19 protein-coding genes and 2 pseudogenes are annotated in these 21,894 nt (G+C 70.9%); 3 read left to right on the top strand and 18 right to left on the bottom strand.

Annotation, left to right across the window (positions count from 1 at the left end; translation table 11 throughout):
- A pseudogene (locus ABDW21_RS05505) lies at positions 1-271 on the top strand (hypothetical protein); the annotation flags it as partial.
- Here ABDW21_RS05505 and ABDW21_RS05500 read toward each other — a convergent pair.
- Positions 237-452: a Trm112 family protein gene (locus ABDW21_RS05500; RefSeq protein WP_343600625.1), complete on the bottom strand. Its 216-nt coding sequence runs from the start codon at positions 450-452 to the stop codon at positions 237-239. The pseudogene ABDW21_RS05505 and the gene ABDW21_RS05500 overlap by 35 nt on opposite strands.
- The gene (locus ABDW21_RS05495) at positions 449-3,433 is read right to left on the bottom strand and encodes an acyl-CoA synthetase (RefSeq protein WP_343600631.1); all 2,985 of its coding nucleotides are present in this window, start codon (positions 3,431-3,433) and stop codon (positions 449-451) included. Before ABDW21_RS05495 ends, ABDW21_RS05500 begins: the two co-directional genes overlap by 4 nt.
- Positions 3,434-3,669: 236 nt before the next feature.
- Here ABDW21_RS05495 and ABDW21_RS05490 point away from each other — a divergent pair, with 236 nt between their 5' ends.
- Positions 3,670-4,149, top strand: a complete 480-nt coding sequence (locus ABDW21_RS05490) for an MPT63 family protein (protein ID WP_343600624.1) — start codon at positions 3,670-3,672, stop codon at positions 4,147-4,149.
- A gap of 15 nt (positions 4,150-4,164) precedes the next feature.
- Here the strand turns inward: ABDW21_RS05490 and argH are convergent, their stop codons facing one another.
- From argH to ABDW21_RS05430, 12 genes and pseudogenes are all read right to left on the bottom strand, one after another.
- On the bottom strand, positions 4,165-5,577 hold the full coding sequence (gene argH / locus ABDW21_RS05485) for an argininosuccinate lyase (RefSeq protein ID WP_343600623.1): 1,413 nt from the start codon (positions 5,575-5,577) through the stop codon (positions 4,165-4,167).
- Positions 5,574-6,842 carry an argininosuccinate synthase gene (locus ABDW21_RS05480; protein WP_343600622.1) on the bottom strand — a complete coding sequence of 423 codons (1,269 nt, stop codon included), beginning with the start codon at positions 6,840-6,842 and terminating at the stop codon, positions 5,574-5,576. Before ABDW21_RS05480 ends, argH begins: the two co-directional genes overlap by 4 nt.
- A 12-nt stretch (positions 6,843-6,854) precedes the next feature.
- On the bottom strand, positions 6,855-7,349 hold the full coding sequence (locus ABDW21_RS05475) for an arginine repressor (RefSeq protein WP_343600621.1): 495 nt from the start codon (positions 7,347-7,349) through the stop codon (positions 6,855-6,857).
- Entirely contained in the window at positions 7,346-8,272 is a 927-nt protein-coding gene (gene argF / locus ABDW21_RS05470; RefSeq protein ID WP_343600620.1) for an ornithine carbamoyltransferase, read from the bottom strand. Before argF ends, ABDW21_RS05475 begins: the two co-directional genes overlap by 4 nt.
- Positions 8,269-9,411 carry an acetylornithine transaminase gene (locus ABDW21_RS05465; RefSeq protein ID WP_343600630.1) on the bottom strand — a complete coding sequence of 381 codons (1,143 nt, stop codon included), beginning with the start codon at positions 9,409-9,411 and terminating at the stop codon, positions 8,269-8,271. Before ABDW21_RS05465 ends, argF begins: the two co-directional genes overlap by 4 nt.
- 26 nt (positions 9,412-9,437) lie before the next feature.
- Positions 9,438-10,316, bottom strand: coding sequence for an acetylglutamate kinase (gene argB / locus ABDW21_RS05460; protein WP_343600619.1), 879 nt, complete (start codon positions 10,314-10,316; stop codon positions 9,438-9,440).
- Positions 10,313-11,506: a bifunctional glutamate N-acetyltransferase/amino-acid acetyltransferase ArgJ gene (gene argJ / locus ABDW21_RS05455; protein WP_343600618.1), complete on the bottom strand. Its 1,194-nt coding sequence runs from the start codon at positions 11,504-11,506 to the stop codon at positions 10,313-10,315. Before argJ ends, argB begins: the two co-directional genes overlap by 4 nt.
- Positions 11,503-12,549 (bottom strand): N-acetyl-gamma-glutamyl-phosphate reductase, encoded by a 1,047-nt coding sequence (argC, locus tag ABDW21_RS05450; protein ID WP_343600617.1) that lies wholly within the window; start codon positions 12,547-12,549, stop codon positions 11,503-11,505. Before argC ends, argJ begins: the two co-directional genes overlap by 4 nt.
- Before the next feature lie 66 nt (positions 12,550-12,615).
- On the bottom strand, positions 12,616-15,114 hold the full coding sequence (gene pheT / locus ABDW21_RS05445) for a phenylalanine--tRNA ligase subunit beta (RefSeq protein ID WP_343600616.1): 2,499 nt from the start codon (positions 15,112-15,114) through the stop codon (positions 12,616-12,618).
- Positions 15,114-16,157 carry a phenylalanine--tRNA ligase subunit alpha gene (pheS, locus tag ABDW21_RS05440; RefSeq protein WP_343600615.1) on the bottom strand — a complete coding sequence of 348 codons (1,044 nt, stop codon included), beginning with the start codon at positions 16,155-16,157 and terminating at the stop codon, positions 15,114-15,116. Before pheS ends, pheT begins: the two co-directional genes overlap by 1 nt.
- 191 nt (positions 16,158-16,348) lie before the next feature.
- Positions 16,349-17,155: a rhomboid-like protein gene (locus tag ABDW21_RS05435; protein ID WP_343600614.1), complete on the bottom strand. Its 807-nt coding sequence runs from the start codon at positions 17,153-17,155 to the stop codon at positions 16,349-16,351.
- 9 nt (positions 17,156-17,164) lie between these two features.
- Positions 17,165-17,986, bottom strand: a pseudogene (locus ABDW21_RS05430) (adenylate/guanylate cyclase domain-containing protein).
- Positions 17,987-18,260: 274 nt separating this feature from the next.
- On the opposite strand from ABDW21_RS05430, the gene ABDW21_RS05425 reads away from it, so the two are divergent.
- Complete coding sequence (locus ABDW21_RS05425) at positions 18,261-19,247, top strand: oxygenase MpaB family protein (RefSeq protein ID WP_343600629.1); 987 nt, start codon at positions 18,261-18,263, stop codon at positions 19,245-19,247.
- Between the two features lie 247 nt (positions 19,248-19,494).
- Here the strand turns inward: ABDW21_RS05425 and ABDW21_RS05420 are convergent, their stop codons facing one another.
- Genes ABDW21_RS05420 through infC form a run of 4 tightly spaced genes read right to left on the bottom strand, consistent with a single transcriptional unit; the run spans position 19,495 to position 21,546 of the window.
- Positions 19,495-20,280: an RNA methyltransferase gene (locus ABDW21_RS05420; protein WP_343600613.1), complete on the bottom strand. Its 786-nt coding sequence runs from the start codon at positions 20,278-20,280 to the stop codon at positions 19,495-19,497.
- Between the two features lie 12 nt (positions 20,281-20,292).
- The gene (gene rplT / locus ABDW21_RS05415; RefSeq protein WP_343710169.1) at positions 20,293-20,682 is read right to left on the bottom strand and encodes a 50S ribosomal protein L20; all 390 of its coding nucleotides are present in this window, start codon (positions 20,680-20,682) and stop codon (positions 20,293-20,295) included.
- Between the two features lie 54 nt (positions 20,683-20,736).
- Complete coding sequence (gene rpmI, locus ABDW21_RS05410; protein ID WP_343600611.1) at positions 20,737-20,931, bottom strand: 50S ribosomal protein L35; 195 nt, start codon at positions 20,929-20,931, stop codon at positions 20,737-20,739.
- Between the two features lie 18 nt (positions 20,932-20,949).
- Entirely contained in the window at positions 20,950-21,546 is a 597-nt protein-coding gene (infC, locus tag ABDW21_RS05405) for a translation initiation factor IF-3 (RefSeq protein ID WP_343710171.1), read from the bottom strand.
- Positions 21,547-21,894: the final 348 nt, after the last annotated feature.

Raw genomic sequence — 21,894 nt, 5'->3', positions numbered from 1 at the left:
TAATACGACGTCGATTCGGGCGGTGGCCGCCGCGGTCCACAGCCAAGAAGTGATCGCCGTCGAGGTGGGTTCGCGCGTGGACAGCCCGCCCGGGAGCGGACCCATCCGCGTCCAATTCGTCGCGTCAGAACTGGTCGGCGTGGTGATGGCCCGCTACATCCTGCGGCTGGAGCCGTTCGCCACGCTGCCGGCCGAGCAGATCGCGGCGACCATCGCGCCGAACCTGCAGCGCTACCTCACCGGGGATCTTCCCGAACTGCGTGCGCCATGAGCCGGGCGTGCTCGTCGTCGTCGACGTCGCGGGCCTCGTCGACCAGCAGGACCGGGATGCCGTCGTCGATGCGGTAGGCCCGCCGCAGCCGAGGGTTGTACAGCAGCTCGTCGCCGACCAGCAGCAGCGGTCCGCGATCGGACGGGCAGACCAGGATGCTGCGCAGCGTTTCGTCGATCACGGCAGCGCCCGGTCGTGGTCGGCGGTCAGCGCCGCCCGCGCCGTGCTCGTCAACCGGCTGAACTGATCGGTGGCGGCGTCGAAGTACCAGGCGTGGCGCCCCGCCCTGGGAATGCCCGCCGCCCGCAGTCGGCTGACCGTCGGGCGATAGGTGGCGCTGAGCGTCATCGTCGACACCACGTGCACGACGTCGGGTCCCGGTCCCAGCGGCAGGTTCGCCATCGCCTCGGTCAGCTCGGCCGCCGTGATGCTCGCTCCCGGCCGCAGCGTCACGGCCGACACCACGACGTGGTGGCCGCGCACCGGCACCGCGTAGGTGACGGCGAGGTCGACCCCGTGGATCAGGCCGAGCGCGTCGGTGATCGGCTCCAGGTACACGATCCCGCGCGCGCCGCGCACCACCGATCCGCGCCGTCCCAGCAACCAGTAGTCGCCGTCGTCGTCGCAGCGGAACAGATACTCCGTCGAGATCCAGGTGTCGGCGGGCGCGAACACGCCGCGCTTGACCGCGGCGGTCGGATCGATCGGTCCGCGCGGCTGGGCCAGCAGCACCCCGGCCTGGTTGGTTCCCGCGACCTGGACGAAGCCCTCGTCGCTTTCCAGGATCAGGTCGTGCTCGGCGTCGTAGCAGCCCAGTTCGACGCGCCCGGCGCCGGGCAACGGCCGGCCCTTGCTGCCGATCTTGGCGCCGGACACGTTGGCCAGCACCGCCTGCCCGTCGGTGGTGGCGAAGAACTCGACGACACGCGCCGGCGCGAACGCGTCGAGGACCCGCTGCCACAACCCGGTCGGCATCCCCGAGCCGATGAACAGCCGCACCGGGTGGTTGCCGTGCAGCACGAAGGACGGGTCGTCGATGACGTCGCGCAGCATCGCCCACGTGTAGGAGACCACGGTGACGCCGTATTGGCGCACTTCGGCGACGAACCGGTCCGGGCGAAGACCCCGCGACAGCGCGATCCGGGCCCCGCCGACCACCGCGCCGCCCAGGCTGACCAGCAGACCGGACTCGTGGTGCAGCGGCGTCAGGCAGTAGACCGTGTCGCTGGGGCCCAGCACGGCGGCCGAGGCGGTGCCGAACGCCGACAGCGCCCAGCGGTAGTTGGTGATCTGCTTGGCCACCAGCTCGCCGTCGACGGCGCTGAACGCGACGAACGCCAGATCCTGCGCGAACCCCGGGTTGGGCCGGTACCAGCCCGGCAGCCGCACCGCATCGGGGTCGATCTGTTCCATGTCGATGATGTCGGCGCCCTGCGGCAGGTGCAGGTCGCGGGTTTCCCCGCCGCCGAGCACCAGGATGTGGCCGGGCAGGTGGCGCGCGGTCTGCAGGGTGGACGGGTCGGCGATGATGTCGGTGACCCCGCCGATGCGGATCGCCGCGGGCAAATCGGTGTCCGGCGGCAACAGGACGGCGACCGCCCCCAGCCGGGACAACGCGGCGATGGCGACCAGGGCGCTGGGCCGGGTCTCCATCAGCACGCCGACGTGGTCACCCTGGCGGACGCCGACCTCGATCAGGCCGCGCACCACGTTGTCGATGCGCCGGTTCACGGCCTCGTAGGTGTGCACCCGTCCGTCGAAGAGCAGGAACTCGCCCCGGGGCGCGTCCTGGGCCTGCTCGGCGATGATCCTGCCCAGCGAGATCCGGGTGTGGTCGTTGATCTGGCCCAGCCGGGCCAGGCGCGGCAACGTCCGGACGGTTTCCACCGCCAGGGTGCGCATGGACTTGTTCGCCGCCACGACCGCGTCGGCGGCGCCGCGGGCCAGCGCCAGCGCCGCCCCGGACACCTCCCCGACGCCGTGTGCCACCCGCGAGCTCAACGCGACACCGCTGTCGGTGGGTTCGGCCGGTTGGTCGGCCATCAGCTCGACGTTTCCCGGCTTGTCGCCGCCGGCGGAAATCCAATGCACCCACTCGGCGACGGTGGGCCAACTCTGCTGCGTCGCCCTGGATCCCACGACCAGCCCGAAATGGCCTGTCCGGATCAGAGATTCGTACACCTCGGCGTTGGGTGCGGCGCGCCGGATGCCGCGCACCGACGCCGGCTGGCCGATGTCGTCGACTTCGCCGACGAACGCCAGCACCGGGCAGGTGATGTCGGTCAATGTCACCAGCTGGCCGCTGATGGCGAAACCGCCCGTCATCATCCGGTTGTGGGTGACGAACTGCTTGAGCAGTTCCGAGATCGCCGGGCCGGACCAGGCGATCCAGCCTTCGGACTCGAGGAATCGGCGTTGCTGTTCCCGTGGCAGCAGCGCCTCGCGATCGTGCAGCTGGCGCAGGAAGTCGACCCGGGCCCTGGCGGTCTTGAGCGGATCGAGCATCTGAAAACCGGTGCGCGCCAGCCAGCCTGGGATAGCAAGGCGGTTGAAGACATGGTCCGCCATGAAATCGGCGACGGCGACACCCATGTTCGCCGGGATGCCCATCGGCAGCGCGGCCAGGGTGTCGACCGGGGAGCCGAACGTCACGATGCTGGCGATGTTCTTCGAATGCCGATACGCCGCAGTCTGATAGCAGAACATGCCGCCCTGCGAATAGCCGACGACGTGCACGTCCTGGCCGGTGCTGTTCTTCACCGTGTCGATCGCGTTGCTCAGCGCCACGATGTGGTCGGCCAGGTTCCGGCGCATGCCGCCCTCGACCTGGTCGGGCGAGCCGAAGTCGATCACCCAGGTGTCCAGCCCGCCGGCGTGCAGGATGCCCACCGCGCCTTCCTCCCGGGTGACGTCCCACATGTCCGCCGACATCATCATCGGATGCACCATCAGCACCGGTGGGCCCACCCGCGACCGCCCGGGCCGGCTGTCCGGCGGGAAGTAGCGCCGAAGCTTGTACATCGGCACGCTCTCGACGATCTGGAACGGCGACGGGACGCTTCCGGTCTCCAGACCGCCCAGCCGCAAGACCTCCAGACCGTTCTGCGCCGTCGCCAGCAGACGCTCGACCGGCCGCGTGACCGCTGAAAGATGAAGGTCCACCGTCGCTCCCCTGTTGACCCGCACATTCTGGCACACCACCAGCACCGGACCCACGGCTTTGGCAACCTGGGCTCAGGACGGGCCGGCGGCATGCGCGCGGCGCGACGCCCGGGAATCTCTACGGGGCTGCGATGGTTACCCGGCTGTACATCGGGTTATACGTCACTGGGTCGTCGTGACGGTCGTCGTTACGTCGTCGTCGTGACGGCATCGTCCGCACGAGTCCGGAGGACACCATGAAAATCATCACCATCATGAAGACGGCGCTGGCGGCGCTGGCCACGGCGACGATCGCGACGAGCGTCGCACCAAGCGCCGCAGCGGCCTACCCCATTGTGGGCACACTGGGCAGCACGTTGCAGATGACCGACACGGTCGGCCAGGTTGTCCTGTCCTGGAAGGTCGCCGACCTGCGGCCCAGCTCCGACACGATGCCCGACTTCCCGGTCGCCGGCCAGGTCTGGGAGGCCACCGCCACCGTGCATGCCATCCAGGGCAGCGTGACTCCGGCCATCTCGCAGTTCAACGCCGTCGACCCCAACCAGGCCGCCTACCGGGTGCTGTGGCAGGTCGCGGCGCCGGACTCGATCAGCGGAGCCACCATCCCCGAAGGCGCAGAGTCGACCGGCAAGATCTACTTCGACGTCACCGGCCCACCGCCCACCACGGTCACCATGAACAACGGCATCGAAGACCTGATGATCTGGGGGCCGTAACCAGCGCCCGGCCGGCTAGCCGCGCGCCCACCGGCGCAGCTGTTCGGCGCTGTGGCGGACTCGGCCCAGCTGGTCGGCGACCCGATTCGGCGCGGTGCCGCCGCGGGCGTCGCGCGCGGCTACCGAGCCCTGCACGGTCAGCACGTCGCGGACCGGGGCGGTGAGCTGCGGATGAACACCGGTTAACTCGTCGTCGGTGAGGTCCTCCAGCCCGACGCCGCGCTGCTCGGCGACGCGCACCGCCGCGCCCGCGGCCTCGTGCGCGTCGCGGAACGGGACACCCTGACGCACAAGCCATTCGGCGATATCGGTGGCCAAGGTGTAGCCGGCCGGCGCCAGCGCGGCCATCCGTTCCACGTCGAACGTCAGGCTGCCCACCAGCCCGGCCATCGCCGGCAGCACCAGTTCCAGCTGCGCCACCGAGTCGAACACCGGCTCTTTGTCCTCCTGCAGGTCACGGTTATAGGCCAACGGCTGGGCCTTCAGCGTGGCCAGCAGCCCGGCCAGGTTTCCGATCAGCCGGCCCGACTTGCCGCGGGCCAACTCGGCGATGTCGGGATTCTTCTTCTGCGGCATGATCGAACTGCCGGTCGACCACGAATCGTGCAGCCTGACGTAGCCGAATTCCGTCGAGCTCCAGATGATGATGTCCTCGGACAGACGTGACAGGTCGACGCCGATCATCGCGAAAACGAACGCCGCCTCCGCGGCGAAATCCCTTGCCGCGGTGCCGTCGACGGAGTTTTCGGCGGCCGCGGTGAAACCCAGCTCCGCGGCGATCGCGTCCGGGTCGAGGCCCAGCGACGACCCGGCCAGCGCACCCGAGCCGTACGGCGACACCGCCGTGCGCCCGTCGCAGTCCACCAGCCGCTCGACGTCGCGCACCAGCGGATGGGCGTGCGCGAGCAGATGGTGGGCCAGCAGGATCGGCTGGGCGGACTGCAGGTGCGTCTTGCCGGGCATGACGGCCTCCGGGTGCGCGGCGGCCTGAGTCGCCAGCGCGTCGACGACGCCGAGCACGTGGGCGCCGACGCGGCGCATCGCGTCGCGCAGCCACATCCGAAACAGCGTGGCCACCTGGTCGTTTCGTGATCGGCCGGCCCGGAGCCGGCCGCCCAGGTCCGGCCCGACCCGGTCGATCAGGCCCCGTTCCAGCGCGGCGTGCACGTCCTCGTCGGTGACCAGCGGCCCGAAGCTGCCGTCGGCCACGTCGTCGCCGAGGCTGTCCAGCCCGGCCAGCAGCCCGTCGCGCTGCTCCGCGGTGAGCAGACCGGCGGAGAACAACACCTGGGTGTGCGCCCGCGACGCCACGATGTCGTACGGCGCCAGCGCCCAGTCGAAGTGGGTGGAGCGACTCAGCGCGGCCAGCGCATCGGCGGGACCGGCGGCGAAGCGCCCACCCCACAACGATCCCTCGTTGGTGCTCATGTTCCTCCGGCGCTCGGGTCACGCCGCGCCGCATCCTTGCCCGGCACCTCCTCGCGGGCTGCTGCGATCGCCCGTTCGTCCCTGCGGGCCGCGATTTTCGACGACAGGCCGTGCACATGGACGAAACCCTTGGCTGCGGACTGGTCGAAGGTGTCGCCCTCGTCGTAGGTCGCGAGGTTGAAGTCGTACAGCGACTCGGCGCTGCGCCGGCCGTTGACGGCGATATGCCCGCCGTGCAACACCATTCGGATCTCGCCGGTCACATGCTCCTGGGTGGCGGCGACGAAGCTCTCCAGCGCGCTCTTCAGCGGGGAGTACCACAATCCGTCGTACACCAGCTCCGCCCAGCGCTGGTCGGTGAGCCGCTTGAACCGGCCGAGTTCGCGTTCGAGGGTGAGGTGCTCGAGTTCGGTGTGCGCGGTGATGAGCACCATCGCCCCCGGGGCTTCGTAGATTTCGCGGCTCTTGATGCCGACCAGCCGGTCCTCGACGACGTCGAGCCGACCCACGCCCTGCGCGCCCGCGCGGCCGTTGAGTTCCTCGATGGCGCCCAGCACCGACACCGGCTTGCCGTCGACGGTCACCGGCACGCCGCGCTCGAACCCGACGACCACCTCGTCGGGGGTGTTCCAGTTGAGGGTCGGATCTTCGGTGTAGGAGTAGACGTCTTTGGTCGGGGCGTTCCACAGATGCTCCAGGAAACCGGTTTCCACCGCGCGGCCCCACACGTTCTGGTCTATCGAGAACGGCGAGCGTTTGGAGACGTTGATCGGGATGGCGTTCTCCTCGGCGAACGCGATCGCCTTCTCGCGCGTCCACGCGTAGTCGCGCACCGGCGCCAATACCTCCAGATCCGGTGCCAGCGAGGCGAATCCGACCTCGAAGCGGACCTGGTCGTTGCCCTTTCCGGTGCAGCCGTGCGCGACGATGCCGCCGCCGTGCTCACGCGCCGCCGCCACCAGGTGCTTGACGATCAGCGGCCGGCTGATCGCCGAGACCAGCGGGTAGCGGTCCATGTAGAGCGCGTTGGACTGGACGGTCGGCAGGCAGTAGCTGTCGGCGAATTCGTCTCTGGCGTCGACGACGACGGCTTCGACGGCGCCGCAGTCCAGTGCGCGCCGGCGCACCACCTCCATGTCCTCACCGCCCTGACCCAGGTCGATCGCGACCGCCACCACCTCCCGGCCCGTCTCCTTGCCGATCCAGCTGATCGCCACCGAGGTGTCCAACCCGCCGCTGTAGGCGAGGATGACGCGCTCAGACATGAACCACTCTCCTTAGCTGAGGTTTCTGATGGCGGCGATCAGCTCGGCGCCGGTCATCGGCTCGCGAGCCGCCACGAAGATGGTGTCATCGCCGGCGACGGTGCCGACGACGTAGGGCAGCGCCGCCCGGTCGATGGCGCTGGCCAGGTAGTCGGCCGCGCCGGGCGGGGTGCGCAGCACCGCGAGGTTGCCGGTGGCGTCGGCGGCGACCAGCAGCTCGCCCAGCAGCCGCGACAGCCGGCCGGTGCCTCCGGTGACTGCGCGCACCGGGCTGCCGTCTTCGGGTACCACGTAGGCGCCGGCGCCGCCTTCGGCGCCGCGCAGCTTGACCGCGCCGAGTTCTTCCAGATCGCGGGACAGCGTGGCCTGGGTGACCTCGATGCCGTCGGCGGCCAGCAGCGCGGCCAGTTCGCTTTGGCTGCGCACCGACGCCGACGCGAGGACCGCCACGATCCGGGCCTGCCGTCCCGCGCGGCTGACCTCTGCGGAGGGCTTCGACCGCGTCACCGGGACCGGTCCAACAGCCACACCAGCAGCGCTTTCTGCGCGTGCAGCCGGTTCTCCGCCTCGTCCCACACCGCGCTGTGCGGACCGTCCATCACCTCGTCGGTGATCTCGTCACCCCGATGGGCCGGAAGGCAGTGCAGCACAATCGCTTCCGGGTTCGCCATGGCCAGCAGCCCGGTGTTGAGCTGGAACGGCCGGAACGGCGCCACCCGGTCGCGCCCGTCGTCCTCCTGGCCCATCGACGTCCAGGTGTCGGTGACCAGCACGTCGGCGCCGGTTGCTGCCGCGTGCGGGTCGGCGGTCACCGTCACCGACGCACCCGTCGCCGCGGCGCGCTCGCGGGCGGCCGCCAGCACCGCCCGGGACGGGCCGAATTCGCCGGGAGCGGCGATGGTCACGTGCATGCCGGCGGTGACACCGCCGAGCAGCAGCGAGTGCGCCATGTTGTTGGCGCCGTCGCCGAAGTAGGACAGCCGCAGGCCGCGCAGCCGGCCTGCGCGCTCGGCGATGGTCTGCAGGTCGGCCAGCACCTGGCAGGGATGGAACTCGTCGGACAGCGCGTTGACCACCGGCACCGTCGCGGCCGCGGCCATCGCCGTCAACCGGTCCTGGCCGAACGTGCGCCACACGATCGCCTCGACATACCGGGACAGCACTTTCGCGGTGTCGGCGAGGGTTTCGTCGCGGCCCAGCTGGGTGCTGCGTCCGTCCACCACCACCGCGTGGCCGCCGAGCTGGGCGATGCCCACCTCGAAGGAGAACCGGGTGCGGGTGGAGTTCTTGTCGAAGATGACCGCGACCCCGCGCGGCCCCGCCAGCGGGCGGCGGCTCAGCGGGTCTTTCTTCAGTTCGGCTGCCAGGCTGAGGATTTCGGCTTGCTCGGCCGGTGACACGTCGTCGTCGCGCAGGAAGTGCCGGATCATGGCGCGCCCCCGGCGGTGTCGAGGATGTCGGGCAGCGCGGTGACGAAGGCGTCGATCTGCTGCTCGGTGATCATCAGCGGCGGCGCCAACCGCACGACCCCGGGTGCGGCGGCGTTGACCAGGAAACCGGCCTCGCGCGCGGCGTGCTCGACATCTTTCGCTGTCGGCGCAGTCAATACCACCCCGCACAGCAGACCGCGGCCGCGGACGTGGTCGACGAGGGGATGGTCCAGCGCGTCGATGCTGTGGCTCAACGACTTTCCCAGCATGCCGGCGCGGCGCACCAGGTCGCCGTCGGCCAGCGCCCGCAGCACCGCCAACGCGGCCGCGGCGCAGACCGGGTTGCCGCCGAAGGTGCTGCCGTGCATGCCCGGCGTCAACAGGTCACCGGCCGCCCCCACCGCCAGGCACGCCCCGATAGGCAGGCCGCCGCCGAGCCCCTTGGCCAGCGTCACCACGTCGGGGGTGATCCCGTCGTGGTGGTGCGCGAAAAACGTTCCGGTGCGTCCCATCCCGGTCTGGACCTCGTCGAGCACCAGCAGTGCGCCGTGCCGCGCGGTGATATCCCGGGCCGCGGCCAGGTAACCGGCGGGCGGCACGACGACGCCGCCCTCCCCCATGATCGGTTCCAGAAACACCGCCGCGGTGGTCGAATCGACAGCCCCGGCAAGGGCATCGACGTCCCCATAGGGCACGTGGGTGACCCTGCCCGGCAGCGGTTCGAACGGCGCCCGTTTGTCCGGCTGGCCGGTCAGCGCCAGCGACCCCATCGTCCGGCCGTGGAAAGCACCTTGGGCGGCAACGATATTCGTCTTCCCGGTCAGTCGGCTGATCTTGAATGCCACCTCGTTTGCCTCGGCTCCCGAGTTGCAGAAGAAGACCCGGGCCTGCGCCCCGAGGTGATCGACCAGGGCCTCGGCCAGCGCGATACCCGGTTCGGTGGCATACAGGTTGGCCGTATGACCCAACGTCGAAAGCTGATTGGTGACCGCCTCGAGCACCGCCGGGTGGCGGTGGCCGAGCACGTTGACCGCGATGCCGCCGAGCAGATCGAGGTATTGCCGGCCCTCAGTGTCCGTCACCACCGCGCCGTCACCGCTGACCAACGCCAGCGGCGGGGTGCCGTAGGTGTTCATCATCACCGCTGCCCACCGGTCCTGCAGGTTCACGGGTTCACCACTTTCGTGCCGGTGCCCGCGTCGGTGAACAACTCGACCAGCACGCAGTGCTTGACGCGGCCGTCGATGATGTGCGCGCTGGGCACGCCGCCGGCGACGGCGCGCAGACAGGCTTCGACCTTGGGGATCATGCCGGTCTGCAGCGTCGGCAGCAGCTCCGCCAACGCACCGGTGTCGATCTCGCTGACCAGCGAATCCGGTTCCGGCCAGCGGGTGTACAGGCCGTCGACGTCGGTGAGCATCAACAGCTTCTGGGCCTCCAACGCTTCGGCCAGCGCCGCGGCGGCGGTGTCGGCGTTGATGTTGTGCACCACGCCGTCGGCGTCCGGCGCCAGCGTCGACACCACCGGGATACGCCCTGCCGCAATGAGATCGCGCACCGCCGCGGTGTTGACCTGCTCGACGTCGCCGACCAGGCCGATGTCGGTGGCCACACCGTCGACGGTGACCCGGCGGCGCACCGCGGTGAACAGCTGCGCGTCCTCACCGGTGATCCCGACGGCGTAGGGGCCGTGCGCGTTGATCAGGTTGACCAGTTCGCGGCCCACCTGCCCGAACAGCACCATCCGCGCCACGTCGAGCACCTCGGGTGTCGTCACCCGAAAGCCGCCCTTGAAATCCCCGGCGATGCCCAGCCGTGTCAACATGGCGGTGAGCTGCGGCCCGCCGCCGTGCACCACAACGGGGTGGATGCCGCAGTTGCGCAGGAACGCCATGTCGGCGGCGAACGCGCACCGCAGCGTGTCGTCGGTCATCGCGTTGCCGCCGTACTTGACGACGACGATCCTGCCGTGCAGTTGCTTGAGCCACGGCAGCGCCTCGGCGAGCACCTGCGCCTTGACGTCGGTGGGAACTGCGCTGCTCATGAGCTGTAGGCCGAGTTCTCGTCGACGTAGCCGTGCGACAGGTCGGTGGTGCGCAGCGCCGCCCGGCCGTCGCCCAGGCCGAGGTCGACGGTGACGTCGACGTCGGCACCCGAGAGGTCCACCCGACGCGCGTCCGGTGTCCCGGCGCCGTCGGCGAACACCGCGGAACCGTTGAACGACACCGTGATCCGGTCGGCGTCCAGCGTGAACGGCGCCATCCCGACCGCGGCGAGCACCCGCCCCCAGTTCGGGTCGGAACCGAACAGCGCAGTCTTGACCAGGCTGTCGCGGGCGATCAGCCGGGCTGCGGCCAGCGCGTCGTCGTCGTCGGCCGCCCCGGTCACGGTCACGGTGACGCGCTTGGTGACGCCCTCGGCGTCAGCCTGCAGCTGGGCGCACAGGTCGTCGCAGACCCGCCTGATGGCATCGTCGAGATCGGTGTGGCTGGGCGCGATTTCGCTGGCGCCGGAGGCCAGCAGCAGCACGGTGTCGTTGGTGGAGCAGCAGCCGTCGATGTCGAGGCGCTCGAACGTCGCGGCGGCGGCGCGGCGCAACGCCGAGTCGAGCGCGTCCGGGGTGGCGACGGCGTCGGTGGTCAGCACGCACAGCATGGTGGCCAGCGACGGCGCCAGCATGCCGGCGCCTTTGGCCATCCCGCCGACCGTCCAGTCGCCCGGATGGTGCAGGGCAACCTGTTTGGGCACGGTGTCGGTGGTCATGACGGCGCGGGCGGCCTCGTCCCCGCCGGACAGCCCGCCGGCCATCGCGTGCACCACCGCGGCCACGCCGGCGAGCACCTTGTCCATCGGCAGCCGGTCGCCGATCAGCCCGGTGGAGCAGACCGCGACCTCGATGGCGCCGGTTTCGGTGCCCCAGTCCGAGAGCGCGGCGGCGACGGCCTCGGCGGTGGCGTGGGTGTCGGCGAAGCCGGCCGGGCCGGTGCAGGCGTTGGCGCCGCCGGAGTTGAGGATCACCGCCCGCAGCCGTCCGGTGCTGAGCACCTGGCGGGTCCACAGCACCGGTGCGGCCTTGACCTGGTTGCGGGTGACGACGCCGGCGGCCGCGTGATCGGGGCCTTCGTTGAACACCAGCGCCAGATCCAGGGCCCCGGATGCCTTGATGCCGGCGGCGATCCCGGCGGCGCGGAAGCCTTCCGGGGCCGTCACGCCCTGGGTGCGCAGCAACGTCACGGCGCCACCCCGACCACCGGCAGCCCGGCGGTCTCCGGCCAGCCCAGCGCCAGGTTCATCGACTGCACGGCGGCGCCGGCGGTGCCCTTGACCAGGTTGTCGATCGCGGCGATCGCGACGAACGTCGCGGCGTCCTCGTCGACGGCGACGGTGATGTGTGCGGCGTTGCTGCCGATCACCGCGCCGGTGCGGGGCAGCTGCCCTTCGGGCAGCACATACACGAAAGGCTCACTTTCGTAGGCTTTTTCGTATGCGGCCCGCAGCTGCGACAGCGGCGAGCGGGTAGGCGCGGTGCAGGTGGCCAGGATGCCGCGCGACGTCGGGATGAGCACCGGGGTGAACGACACCGTGACATCGCGGTCGGTGACGGCCCGCAACCCGGCGACGATCTCCGGGGTGTGCCGGTGCGCGCCGGCGATGTTGTAGGCCCGCGCCGAGCCGATGACCTCCGAGCCCAGCAGGTCGGTCGTCGCGGCGCGTCCGGCGCCGGAGGTGCCGCTGACGGCGACCACCGTGACGGCCGGCTCGACGAGGTCGGCGGCGACCGCCGGCAGCAGCGCCAGCAGCGCCGCGGTGGGATAGCAGCCCGGCACCGCGATGCGGCGAGCGCCGCGCAACCGCTGTCGGGCGCCCGGCAGCTCGGGCAGCCCGTAGGGCCAACTGCCGGCGTGCGGCGAGCCGTAGAACCGCTGCCACGCGGCCGGGTCGGTCAGCCGGAAGTCGGCGCTGCAGTCCACGACCAGCGTGTGCTCACCCAGTTGTTCGGCCAGCGCCGCCGAATGCCCGTGCGGCAGGGCCAGGAAAACCACGTCGTGTCGGCGCAGCACGTCGGGCTCGGTCGGCTCCAGCACCCGCTGGGCCAGCGGCATCAGGTGCGGATGGTGTTCGCCCAGCGTGCTGCCGGCGCTGGCGGCCGCGGTCAGGGCGCCGATCATCAGCTGCCCGTCGGTGTGGGCGGGGTGCCCGAGCAGCAGCCGCAGGATTTCACCGCCCGCGTAGCCGCTGGCGCCGGCCACCGCCACCTGCAGGGTCATGCCCGTCATTTTGTATGACTATTCATTTTTGTGCAAATTCATCCCAATGCACATGCATGACGGCTGATTCGCCTGTCAATGCCTGAGCACGGCGCCGACGCGCTCGGCGGCGCAGCGCACCGCGGCGTCGCGCGCCGCGCTGGCCTCGTCCTCGGTCAACGTGCGATCCGGCGCCCGGAACCGCAGCGCGAACGTCAGCGAGGTGCGGCCCGCCCCGACCTGCGGGCCGGTGTAGACGTCGAACAGCGCGACATCCTCCAGCAACTCGCCGGCGCCGTCGCGCACGGCGTCGCGCACCGCCTGCGCCGCAACGTCGCTGTCCACCACCAGGCTGACGTCCTGGAATACCGCCGGGAACGGCGACACCCGCGGCGCCGGCAGCACCTCGACGATCGGCATGGCGTCGAGGTCCAACTCCACCGCGCAGGTGCCCCCGGGCAGCTGGCAGCGCTCGATCACCGCGGGATGCAATTGCCCGGCGTGGCCGACCACCGTCTGGCCGACGACCACCTCGGCGCACCGGCCTGGATGCCACGGCAGGTGCTCGGCGGCCCGCAGCACCACGTCGACCCCGCCGGCGCGGACGATGATCCGCACCGCCTCGAACGCGTCGGCGGCTTCGACAGCCCGGCCGGGGCCCCACGGCCCGCGCAGCTCCCGCAGCCCGGTCAGCACGACGGCCACATGTTGCGGCTGGCGTGGCAGCGACGCGTCCAGCAGCGCGATTTCGGCCTCGGTGGGACGGCGGTGCACGGGGATCGGCTCGACGCCGCGGGTGCGCTCGGTCGGCTGCACCACCTGCGCGATCGCGAACAGCGCGACGTCGACGATGCCGCGGGACACGTTGCGCCCCAACGCTTCCAGCAGGCCCGGCAGCAGCGTGGTGGCAAGGTCGGGCCGGTCGGCTTCCAGCGGGTTGAGCACCCGGATGGTGCTGCGCCGCGGGTCGTCGGCGGGCAGCCCCCACGCGTCGAACACCCCGGCGGGCAGAAACGGCGTCGGGACGATCTCGACGTAGCCGGACAGCGCCAGCGCCGTGCTCACCGCGCGGCGCCGCCGCTGCGTCGCGGTGAGCCCGCGGCCCGCCGGCGCCGCCGGCAGCACCGACCCGATGCGCTCCAGGCCCTCCAGCCGCAGCACCTCCTCGACCAGGTCGGCGGGTTGCAGCAGGTCGGGTCGCCAGCTCGGCGGTGTCACGGTCAGCATGCCGTCGTCAGCGGTCACCACCGCGCCGATCTGGGTCAGCCGCCTGGCCGTGGTGCCGGGCCGGTAGCTCACCCCGGCGGTGCGGTCCGGCAGGTCGGCGGCGATCTCGATCGGCGGCCCGGCCCAATCGGCGACCGAGTCGCCGGTCGGCGGATCGCCGCGCCAATCGGTGAGCGCCGGCGCCGCGGTGCCGCCGGCGATGGCGGCGAGCAGGATGGCGCAGCGGTCCAGCGCGGCCACCGAGATGGCCGGGTCGACGGCACGCTCGAAGCGGCGGGCGGCCTCGCTGGGCAGGTGCAGCCGGCGTGCGGTGCGCGACACCGCGGCGGGATCCCAGACCGCGGCCTCCAGCAACACGTCGGTGGAGTCGTCGCGCATCTCGGTGCTGCCCGAGCCCATCACCCCGCCGATGGCCGCGGTCGCCACGTCGTCGACGATGAGCACGTCGGCCGGGTCGAGCCGCCGCTCGGTGTCGTCGAGGGTGACGACGGTCTCGCCGGGCCGGGCGAATCGCACCTGCAGGCCGCCGGTGATCCGCGTGCGGTCGTGTGCGTGCATCGGGTGACCGAGTTCGAGCATCACGTAGTTGGTCGCGTCCACCGCCGGCGAGATCGCCCGGACACCGCAGAGCAGCAGCCGTCGCTGCAGCCACCACGGCGACACCGCGGCCGGGTCGATGCCGGTGACCGGGCGCAGCGCGAACCGGCGCACCCCCGTGGCGGGGTCCACCGCCAGCGGCCAGGCCTGGCCGGTCGCCGGGAGCGCCGCCACGTCAGCGGGGTCGACGAAGTCGAGGTCGTAGGCGCAGGCGATCTCGCGGGCCAGGCCGCGCACCGACATGCAGTAGCCGCGGTCGGGGGTGATGGCCAGGTGGAAGACCACGTCGTCGACGTCGAGCAGCCGCACCGCGTCGACGCCGGGCTCGGCTGTGCCCGGCGGCAGCACCAGGATGCCGGAATGGTCTGCGCCCACACCGAGTTCGGCCGCCGAGCAGATCATCCCGTCGGAGCTGCGACCGTAGGTCGTGCGTGCGGTGATGGTGAACCCGCCCGGCAGCATGGCGCCGGGCAGCGCCACCACCACCAGATCACCCGCTACGAAGTTTGTTGCACCACAGATGATTTCGCGCGGCTCAGCCTCCCCCACGTCGACTCGGCAGGCGCGGATGGGTTTCTTGAACTCGGTGAGCTCCTCGATCTCGGTGACGCGTCCGACCGTGAGCGGCCCGTCGACCGGGCCGAGCGGGATCACCTCCTCGACCTCGTGGCCGATGCGCAGCAGCGTCTCCGCGAGTTCGGCGGGCGGCACGTCCCAGTCCGAGGCGCCGGCACGGACGACCTCGCGCAGCCAGCTGTACGGGACGCGCATCAGGCTCCCACTCCGAACGGCAGCGAGAACCGCACGTCGCCCTCGACCATGTCGCGCATGTCGGGGATGCCGTTGCGGAACTGCAGGGTGCGTTCCAGCCCCATCCCGAACGCGAAACCCGAGTACGCCGCCGCGTCGATGCCGGCGGCGCGCAACACGTTCGGGTTCACCATGCCGCAGCCGCCCCACTCCACCCAGCCGGCGCCGCCCTTTTTGTCCTCGAACCACACGTCGACCTCGGCGGACGGCTCGGTGAACGGGAAGAAGTGCGGCCGGATCCTGGTCGCCGCCGACGGTCCGAACGCGGCGCGGGCGAACGCGTCCAGCGTGCCGCGCAGGTGCGCCATCGTCAGGCCCCGATCCACCGCGAGCCCCTCCACCTGGTGGAAGACCGGCGTGTGGGTGGCGTCGAGCTCGTCGGTGCGAAAGGCACGCCCGATCGAGATGACGTAGACCGGCAGCTCGCGGGCCAGCAGGGTGCGCACCTGCACCGGCGAGGTGTGCGTGCGCAGCAGCTGCCGGGACCCCGCCGGGGCGATGTAGAAGGTGTCCTGCTCGCTGCGCGCCGGGTGGTCGGCCGGGAAGTTCAGGGCGTCGAAGTTGAACTGCTCGGTCTCGACCTCGGGCCCGTCGGCCAGCTCCCAGCCCATCGCGATGAAGGTGTCGGCGACGTGCTCGGCGAGGATCGTGATCGGATGACGCGCGCCGGCCGGCTGCCGGGTCGACGGCAACGTCACGTCGATCCGCTCGGCGAGCAGCACCGCGGCGTCCCGCGCGGCGCGCAGCGCCGCCAGCCGCTCGTCGTAACCACGTTGGGCCGCGGCGCGGGCGGTGTTGACGCGGCGACCGGCGTCGGCGCGCTCAGCCGGGGGCAGGCGGGCCAGCGACTGGCGGGCCAGGGCCAGCGGCGAGCGGTCGCCCAGGTGCTCGGTTTTGGCGCGGGCCAGCGCGTCGAGGTCCGCCGCCGCCGTGAAGGCCCGCCGGGCCGCGTCGACCGCAGTGGTCAACGCCTCCGGCGACAGGTCGACGGACTGGTCGGCCACGCGGCGACACTCTCCTTGCTGTACTGACGGCCTTGCTGCACTGGCTGGCGGCGGGGGTGTGCGTTCCCGGCTCCTCGTCGAGCCGCTGCACAGCCCGCGTCATCGCCGAGCTACGCCGGACGGCTGTGCCGCACGTGCCGATCATAGGCGGTGATATGCCGCGCGACGCACCCGACGCGGCTGCTCGGCGCTCAGCAGTTGAGCGCCGGCACCGCAGCCGCTGCGGCGGGCGCCGGGAGCTCGCGGCGCACCCGCCGCGACCGTGTGAACCGGTCGGCGGCCACGGCACCCACTGCCCCCGCCCCGACCCCGACCAGCACCGCCCAGCCGGTGTGGTTCAGCAAGAAGAACCCGAAAACCGAGGCCACCGCGAGCATCAGGTAGCGCGCCGTCGTCCAGCTCGCCGGCCGCTGGCCGAACCGGGTGGACACCAGCATCCCCAGCAGCAACGCGACGGAATGCCCGGCGTCGGTGAAATCCGTGCCCACAACCGCGGCCGTAATTCCGACCGGCACCCACCAGCCTAGCCACGCCGGGCGCCACCGACGCGGAACAGCGGCGCTGAGCGCACCCAGCACCGCAACGGCCCCATAGCTCATCCCGACGTCGCTGGCCCGCGAGATCGACAGCGGCATCCAGCCGAGCTTGACGGCGGTGGTCAGACCGGCCGCGACCACCAGCGTGGCGCCCAGGTGTCCGGTCACGAAGACGACGGTCAGCCGGCCGCTGCACCAGATCAGCTCGGCCAGGGCGAGCAGACACATCAGACCGGGCAACCACACGTAGATCGGGCCCGCGTCGGTGACGAACGCGCTGCCGAACAGGCTGCCCAGGTTCCCGTGTGCCAGGTTGTGCAGGTTGGTGCTGGCGTCACGCACGACCTCGGCCCGCACCCGCGGACCGAGAACGACCAGCGCGGTGCTGACCGCTGCCAGTATCGAGGCGTAGCCGACCGTGAACCGCACCCGGGCCAGTCGGGACATGAAGGCGATGAGCATCGGCCCCCACTATGCCGAAGGCTCCACGGGTTGCGCATCGTCTGTCCCTGGGAATTCCCTGACTGTTTTGAGCCGGTAGATCGCCAGATCGGGCGGAAGGCCGGGTGTTTTGGCTGCAAAAACGGGTCGATGCACCCGTTTGGCGACGACTCCCAACGCGTCCAGATCCGTCTGGGCAAGTTTGTCCAGTGTGACCCCGGACACCATGACGCCGCCCCGGGTGGCGCGTTCCATCACCCGGGCCGCGATGTTGACGTCGACGCCGAGCCAGTCGGCGGCCAGCCGCTGCGGGCGCCCGGTATGCAGGCCCACCCGCATCCGGGGCGTGTACCCGGCCACGTCGACCGATCGCACCGCGCGCTGGGCGGTCACCGCGGCGCGCACGGCGACGAGCGGGTGGGTGAACACCGCCATGATGCCGTCACCCATCCGCTTCACGATGTGCCCGCCGGCGTCCAGCAGCGGCGGTTCGACCACCTGCGCCACCTGCCTCAGCAGCGTCAGGGTGGCGTCGTCTCCGGCTTCCAGCGACCACGTCGAGAACCCGACCAGGTCGGTGAAAACCAGGGTGACCTCGGGGTTTGCCGGCCGCCGCGCGACCGCCTCGGTCACCGCCTGTCACACCTGAAGCGCGCCGAGGCTCAGTTCGCGCGACGCGGCGTCGCGGTCCCGCAGCAGCCGGTCCGCGGCGCGCGCTGCGGCACGCGGACCACCCTCGCCGGCGGTGGACAGCGGATCGCCGAAGTCGGGGTCGCCCGGCAACACCCGCCGCGCTCGCCGGACCAGTTCCACCACGGCCGGGCTGTGGTTTGTGGTGCGCAGCCAGTCCATCGCCGCCTGCGCCGACCCCCGTCGTCGCGAGGTAACCGGAGCCGGCACGGCCGTCACATGCTCGGGCTCGCCGGACTCCGGAGGCGGCCCGAGTTCCACGCCGCCCAGCGTAGGTGCTGGCCCGAGAGCCCGGCAACGACGGTCGCGGCACGCGCCGAAATCGTCGACAACGTATGTTGTCACGGCTATCGTTGCAGTCGTGACCAGTCGTGACGAGCAGGCCGCGACGAGCACGGCGACTCCGGCGTCTCCGGTTGCGCCCGCCGCGGATCCGCTGGGTCCGGACTCGCTGACCTGGAAGTACTTCGGTGACCTGCGGACCGGGCTGATGGGTGTGTGGATCGGCGCGATCCAGAACATGTACCCCGAACTGGGTGCCGGGGTCGAGGAGCATTCGATCCTGCTGCGCGAGCCGCTGCAGCGAGTGGCCCGCTCGGTGTATCCGATCATGGGTGTGGTCTACGACGGTGACCGGGCGGCGCAGACCGGCCAGCAGATCAAGCGGTACCACGACACCATCAAAGGCGTCGACGCGGCCGGCCGCCGCTACCACGCGCTCAACGCCGAGACGTTCTACTGGGCGCACGCCACGTTTTTCATGCTGGTGGTCAAGGTCGCCGAGTACTTCTGCGGCGGGTTGACCGAGGCCGAGAAACGCCAGCTGTTCGACGAGCACGTGCGGTGGTACGCGATGTACGGGATGAGCATGCGTCCGGTGCCCGCGTCGTGGGAGGACTTTCAGCAGTACTGGGACCGGGTCTGCCGCGAGCAGCTGGAGGTCAACCAGGCCACCCTCGACGTCCTGCAGATGCGAATTCCCAAACCGAAATTCGTGCTGATGCCCACGCCGCTGTGGGACCAGCTGTTCAAGCCGTGGATGGCCGGCCAGCGCTGGATCGCGGCGGGTCTGTTCGATCCGCCGGTGCGGGAGAAGGCCGGGATGCGGTGGACACCCGGCGACGAGGTGCTGCTGCGGCTGTTCGGCAAACTGGTCGAGCTGGCCTTCGTGGCGGTGCCCGACGAGATCCGGCTGCATCCCCGCGCGCTGGCCGCCTACCGCCGGGCGGCGGGACGGGCCCCGGCCGACGCGCCGCTGGTGCAGGCGCCGCAATTCATGGCGCCACCCCGGGACCGGCACGGGCTGCCGATGCACTACTTCCCGCCGCAGAAAACGCTGATCGAGCGCGCCGGATCGTTGGTGCACAGCACTTTCGCGTTGGTCGGCCGGCGAGCGCCGCGCCGCGGCACCTCGCTTATTTGAGGCCTAGCGGTCGCGCTCATAGGTTCGTCGGGATCATGTTTTTGTCACCAGGTCTGCAGCACAGGCAGGTAGATGTGACTAACGAGGCGTGTGGGTCGATCTTGTTCAGCCCGGCCGCACCGAACGTGAAGCCGTTGCGACAATTGGCCGGATTTTTCGCAAGGGCTTCACGTTCGGTGGCCTGACCCCCGGTGCACAGCACTTTCGCGTTGGTCGGCCGGCGAGCGCCGCGCCGCGGCACCGCCGCCTAACGCAGTGCGCCGCCGCGCTGCGCCCGCGCACTCTGGTAGAGGCACATCGCCGCGGCGGCGGCCACATTGAGGCTCTGCGCACCACCCGACATCGGGATGCTCACCCGGTGGTCGGCGGCTGCGGCGACGTGTTCGGGCAGACCGTGTGCCTCCGCCCCGAACAGCCATGCCGTCGGCACCGCGAGTTCGGCGTCGTCGAGCGACAGTTCGCCGTCCACCGTCGTGGCCAGCACCTGCACCCCCGCGGCGCGCAACGCCGCCAGCACCTCGGCGATCACCGGCGCGACCACGACCGGGACGGAGAAGATGCTGCCGGCCGAGGCGCGCAGGCATTTGCCGTTGTACGGGTCGACGCTGTGGCCGGCGAGGATCACCGCCGCCGCGCCCATGGCATCGGCGATGCGGATCAGCGTGCCCGCGTTACCCGGCTCGCCGATCTCGACCGCCACCGTCACCAGCGGCGGCAGGTGGATCAGCACGTCCTGCAGACGGTGGGCCGGCATGTCGCAGACGGCCACCAAACCGGTCGGAGTCACCGTGTCCGACAGTGCTTTTGCGGCACGCTCGGTGACCAGGTGCACCGGCGCGTCCTGGCCGGCGAGCAGGGCCGCGTGCCGCTCGGCCGCCGCCTCGGTGACGAAGACGTCGCGGATCAGGTCGCGCCGCGCCGCAGCCTCGACCAGGTGGGCGCCTTCAACCAGGAACCGTTGCGCGCGCCGCCGGGCCGGCTGGCGATGCAACCTGACCGCTGCCGCCACCCGCGCCGAGCGTTCGGTGAGCACCCGGACGAACGGCTAGGCAGCCTCGGGCGAGGGCGCGTTGACGTCCTCGGGCAGTGCCGCGCGGGCGATCTCCACCAGCGCGGTGAACGCCGCCGGGTCGCTCACCGCGATCTCGGCGAGGTTTTTGCGGTCGACCTCGACGCCGGCCGCCTTGAGGCCCTGAATCAGCCGGTTATAGGTGATGTCGTTGGCGCGGGCCGCCGCGTTGATCCGCGAGATCCACAGCTTGCGGAACTCACCCTTGCGCGCACGCCGATCGCGGTACGCGTAGTTCAGCGAATGCAGTTGCTGCTCTTTGGCTTTGCGGTACAGGCGGGACCGCTGCCCACGATAGCCCCGTGAGGCCTTCAGGATGGTGCGCCGCTTCTTCTGGGCGTTGACCGCCCGCTTCACGCGTGCCATGGATGTTCCTATCGTCGAGTGGTTGTGCCGGCTCCTGGTTGTCGCGGGTGCCGGTCAGCCGTTCAGCATCCTGTTGACCCGCTTGGTGTCATGTCCCGACACGGCGGTGCGGCCCGCCAGCCGGCGGGTGCGGGTGGTCGGCTTGTGCTCGAGCAGGTGCCGGCGATTCGCTTTCTGCCGCAGGACCTTTCCGGTACCGGTGCGGCGGAACCGCTTCGCGGCTCCGCTGTGGGTCTTGGTTTTGGGCATGTGTCCTCAGTTCTGCTGTCAATCAGTCGGTTCGGTGTCGTCGTCGCTCACCGGCCGGCCGGGGGGCCCGCCGGCTTGTTCCGCCGCCCTGGCGCGGGTCTTCGCGCCGCGGTGCGGCGCCAGCACCATCGTCATGTTGCGGCCGTCCTGCTTGGCCGACGTCTCGACGAATCCGTAGTCGGCGACGTCGGCACCCAACCGCTGTAGCAGCCGGTACCCCAGCTCGGGCCGCGACTGCTCGCGTCCGCGGAACATGATGGTCACCTTGACCTTCGAGCCCGCCTCCAGGAATCGGATCACGTGGCCCTTCTTGGTCTCGTAGTCGTGGTCGTCGATCTTGGGGCGCAGCTTCTGTTCCTTGACGACGGTCTGCTGCTGGTTTCGGCGAGACTCGCGCGCCTTCTGCGCCGCCTCGTACTTGAACTTGCCGTAATCCATGATCTTGCAGACCGGCGGCCGGGCGTTCGGAGCGACTTCGACAAGGTCGAGATCGGCGTCCGCGGCGACGCGGAGCGCGTCTTCGATCCGCACGATGCCTACCTGCTCTCCTCCTGGCCCGATCAACCGGACTTCAGGTACGCGGATGCGCTCGTTGACGCGGGTCTCAGTGCTGATGGGACCTCCTGGGTTCGATGACCCGGCTGCTCCCCGGGCCGCTGAGCGGCCCGCGTCCTCGCCGGGAGGGTTGGTTTCCGGTCGCGACCGGCCGTGCCGGATCCAGCGCCCGGAATACCACGCCATCAGCGAAAAAGGCCCTGCATCAGCAGGGCCCTGTGCCGACCGGTCGCGGTGGCAGCCGCCTGCGTCGTACGCAGAACCGACACCACGAGGTGCCGATGACCGGACCGTTGAGCCGGTCTGGCCAACGGTGGGAGCGGGACTCCACTTGCTGTCCCCGGCCTGCGCCGGGACGGTCGCTCGGTCAGTCTAGCAGTGCCGGCGCCCCGGCCGGGTGCCCTGCCG

Source organism: Mycobacterium sp. (assembly GCF_039583805.1).
GTDB lineage: Bacteria > Actinomycetota > Actinomycetes > Mycobacteriales > Mycobacteriaceae > Mycobacterium.
This window is presented reverse-complemented; position numbering and strand designations above follow the sequence as displayed.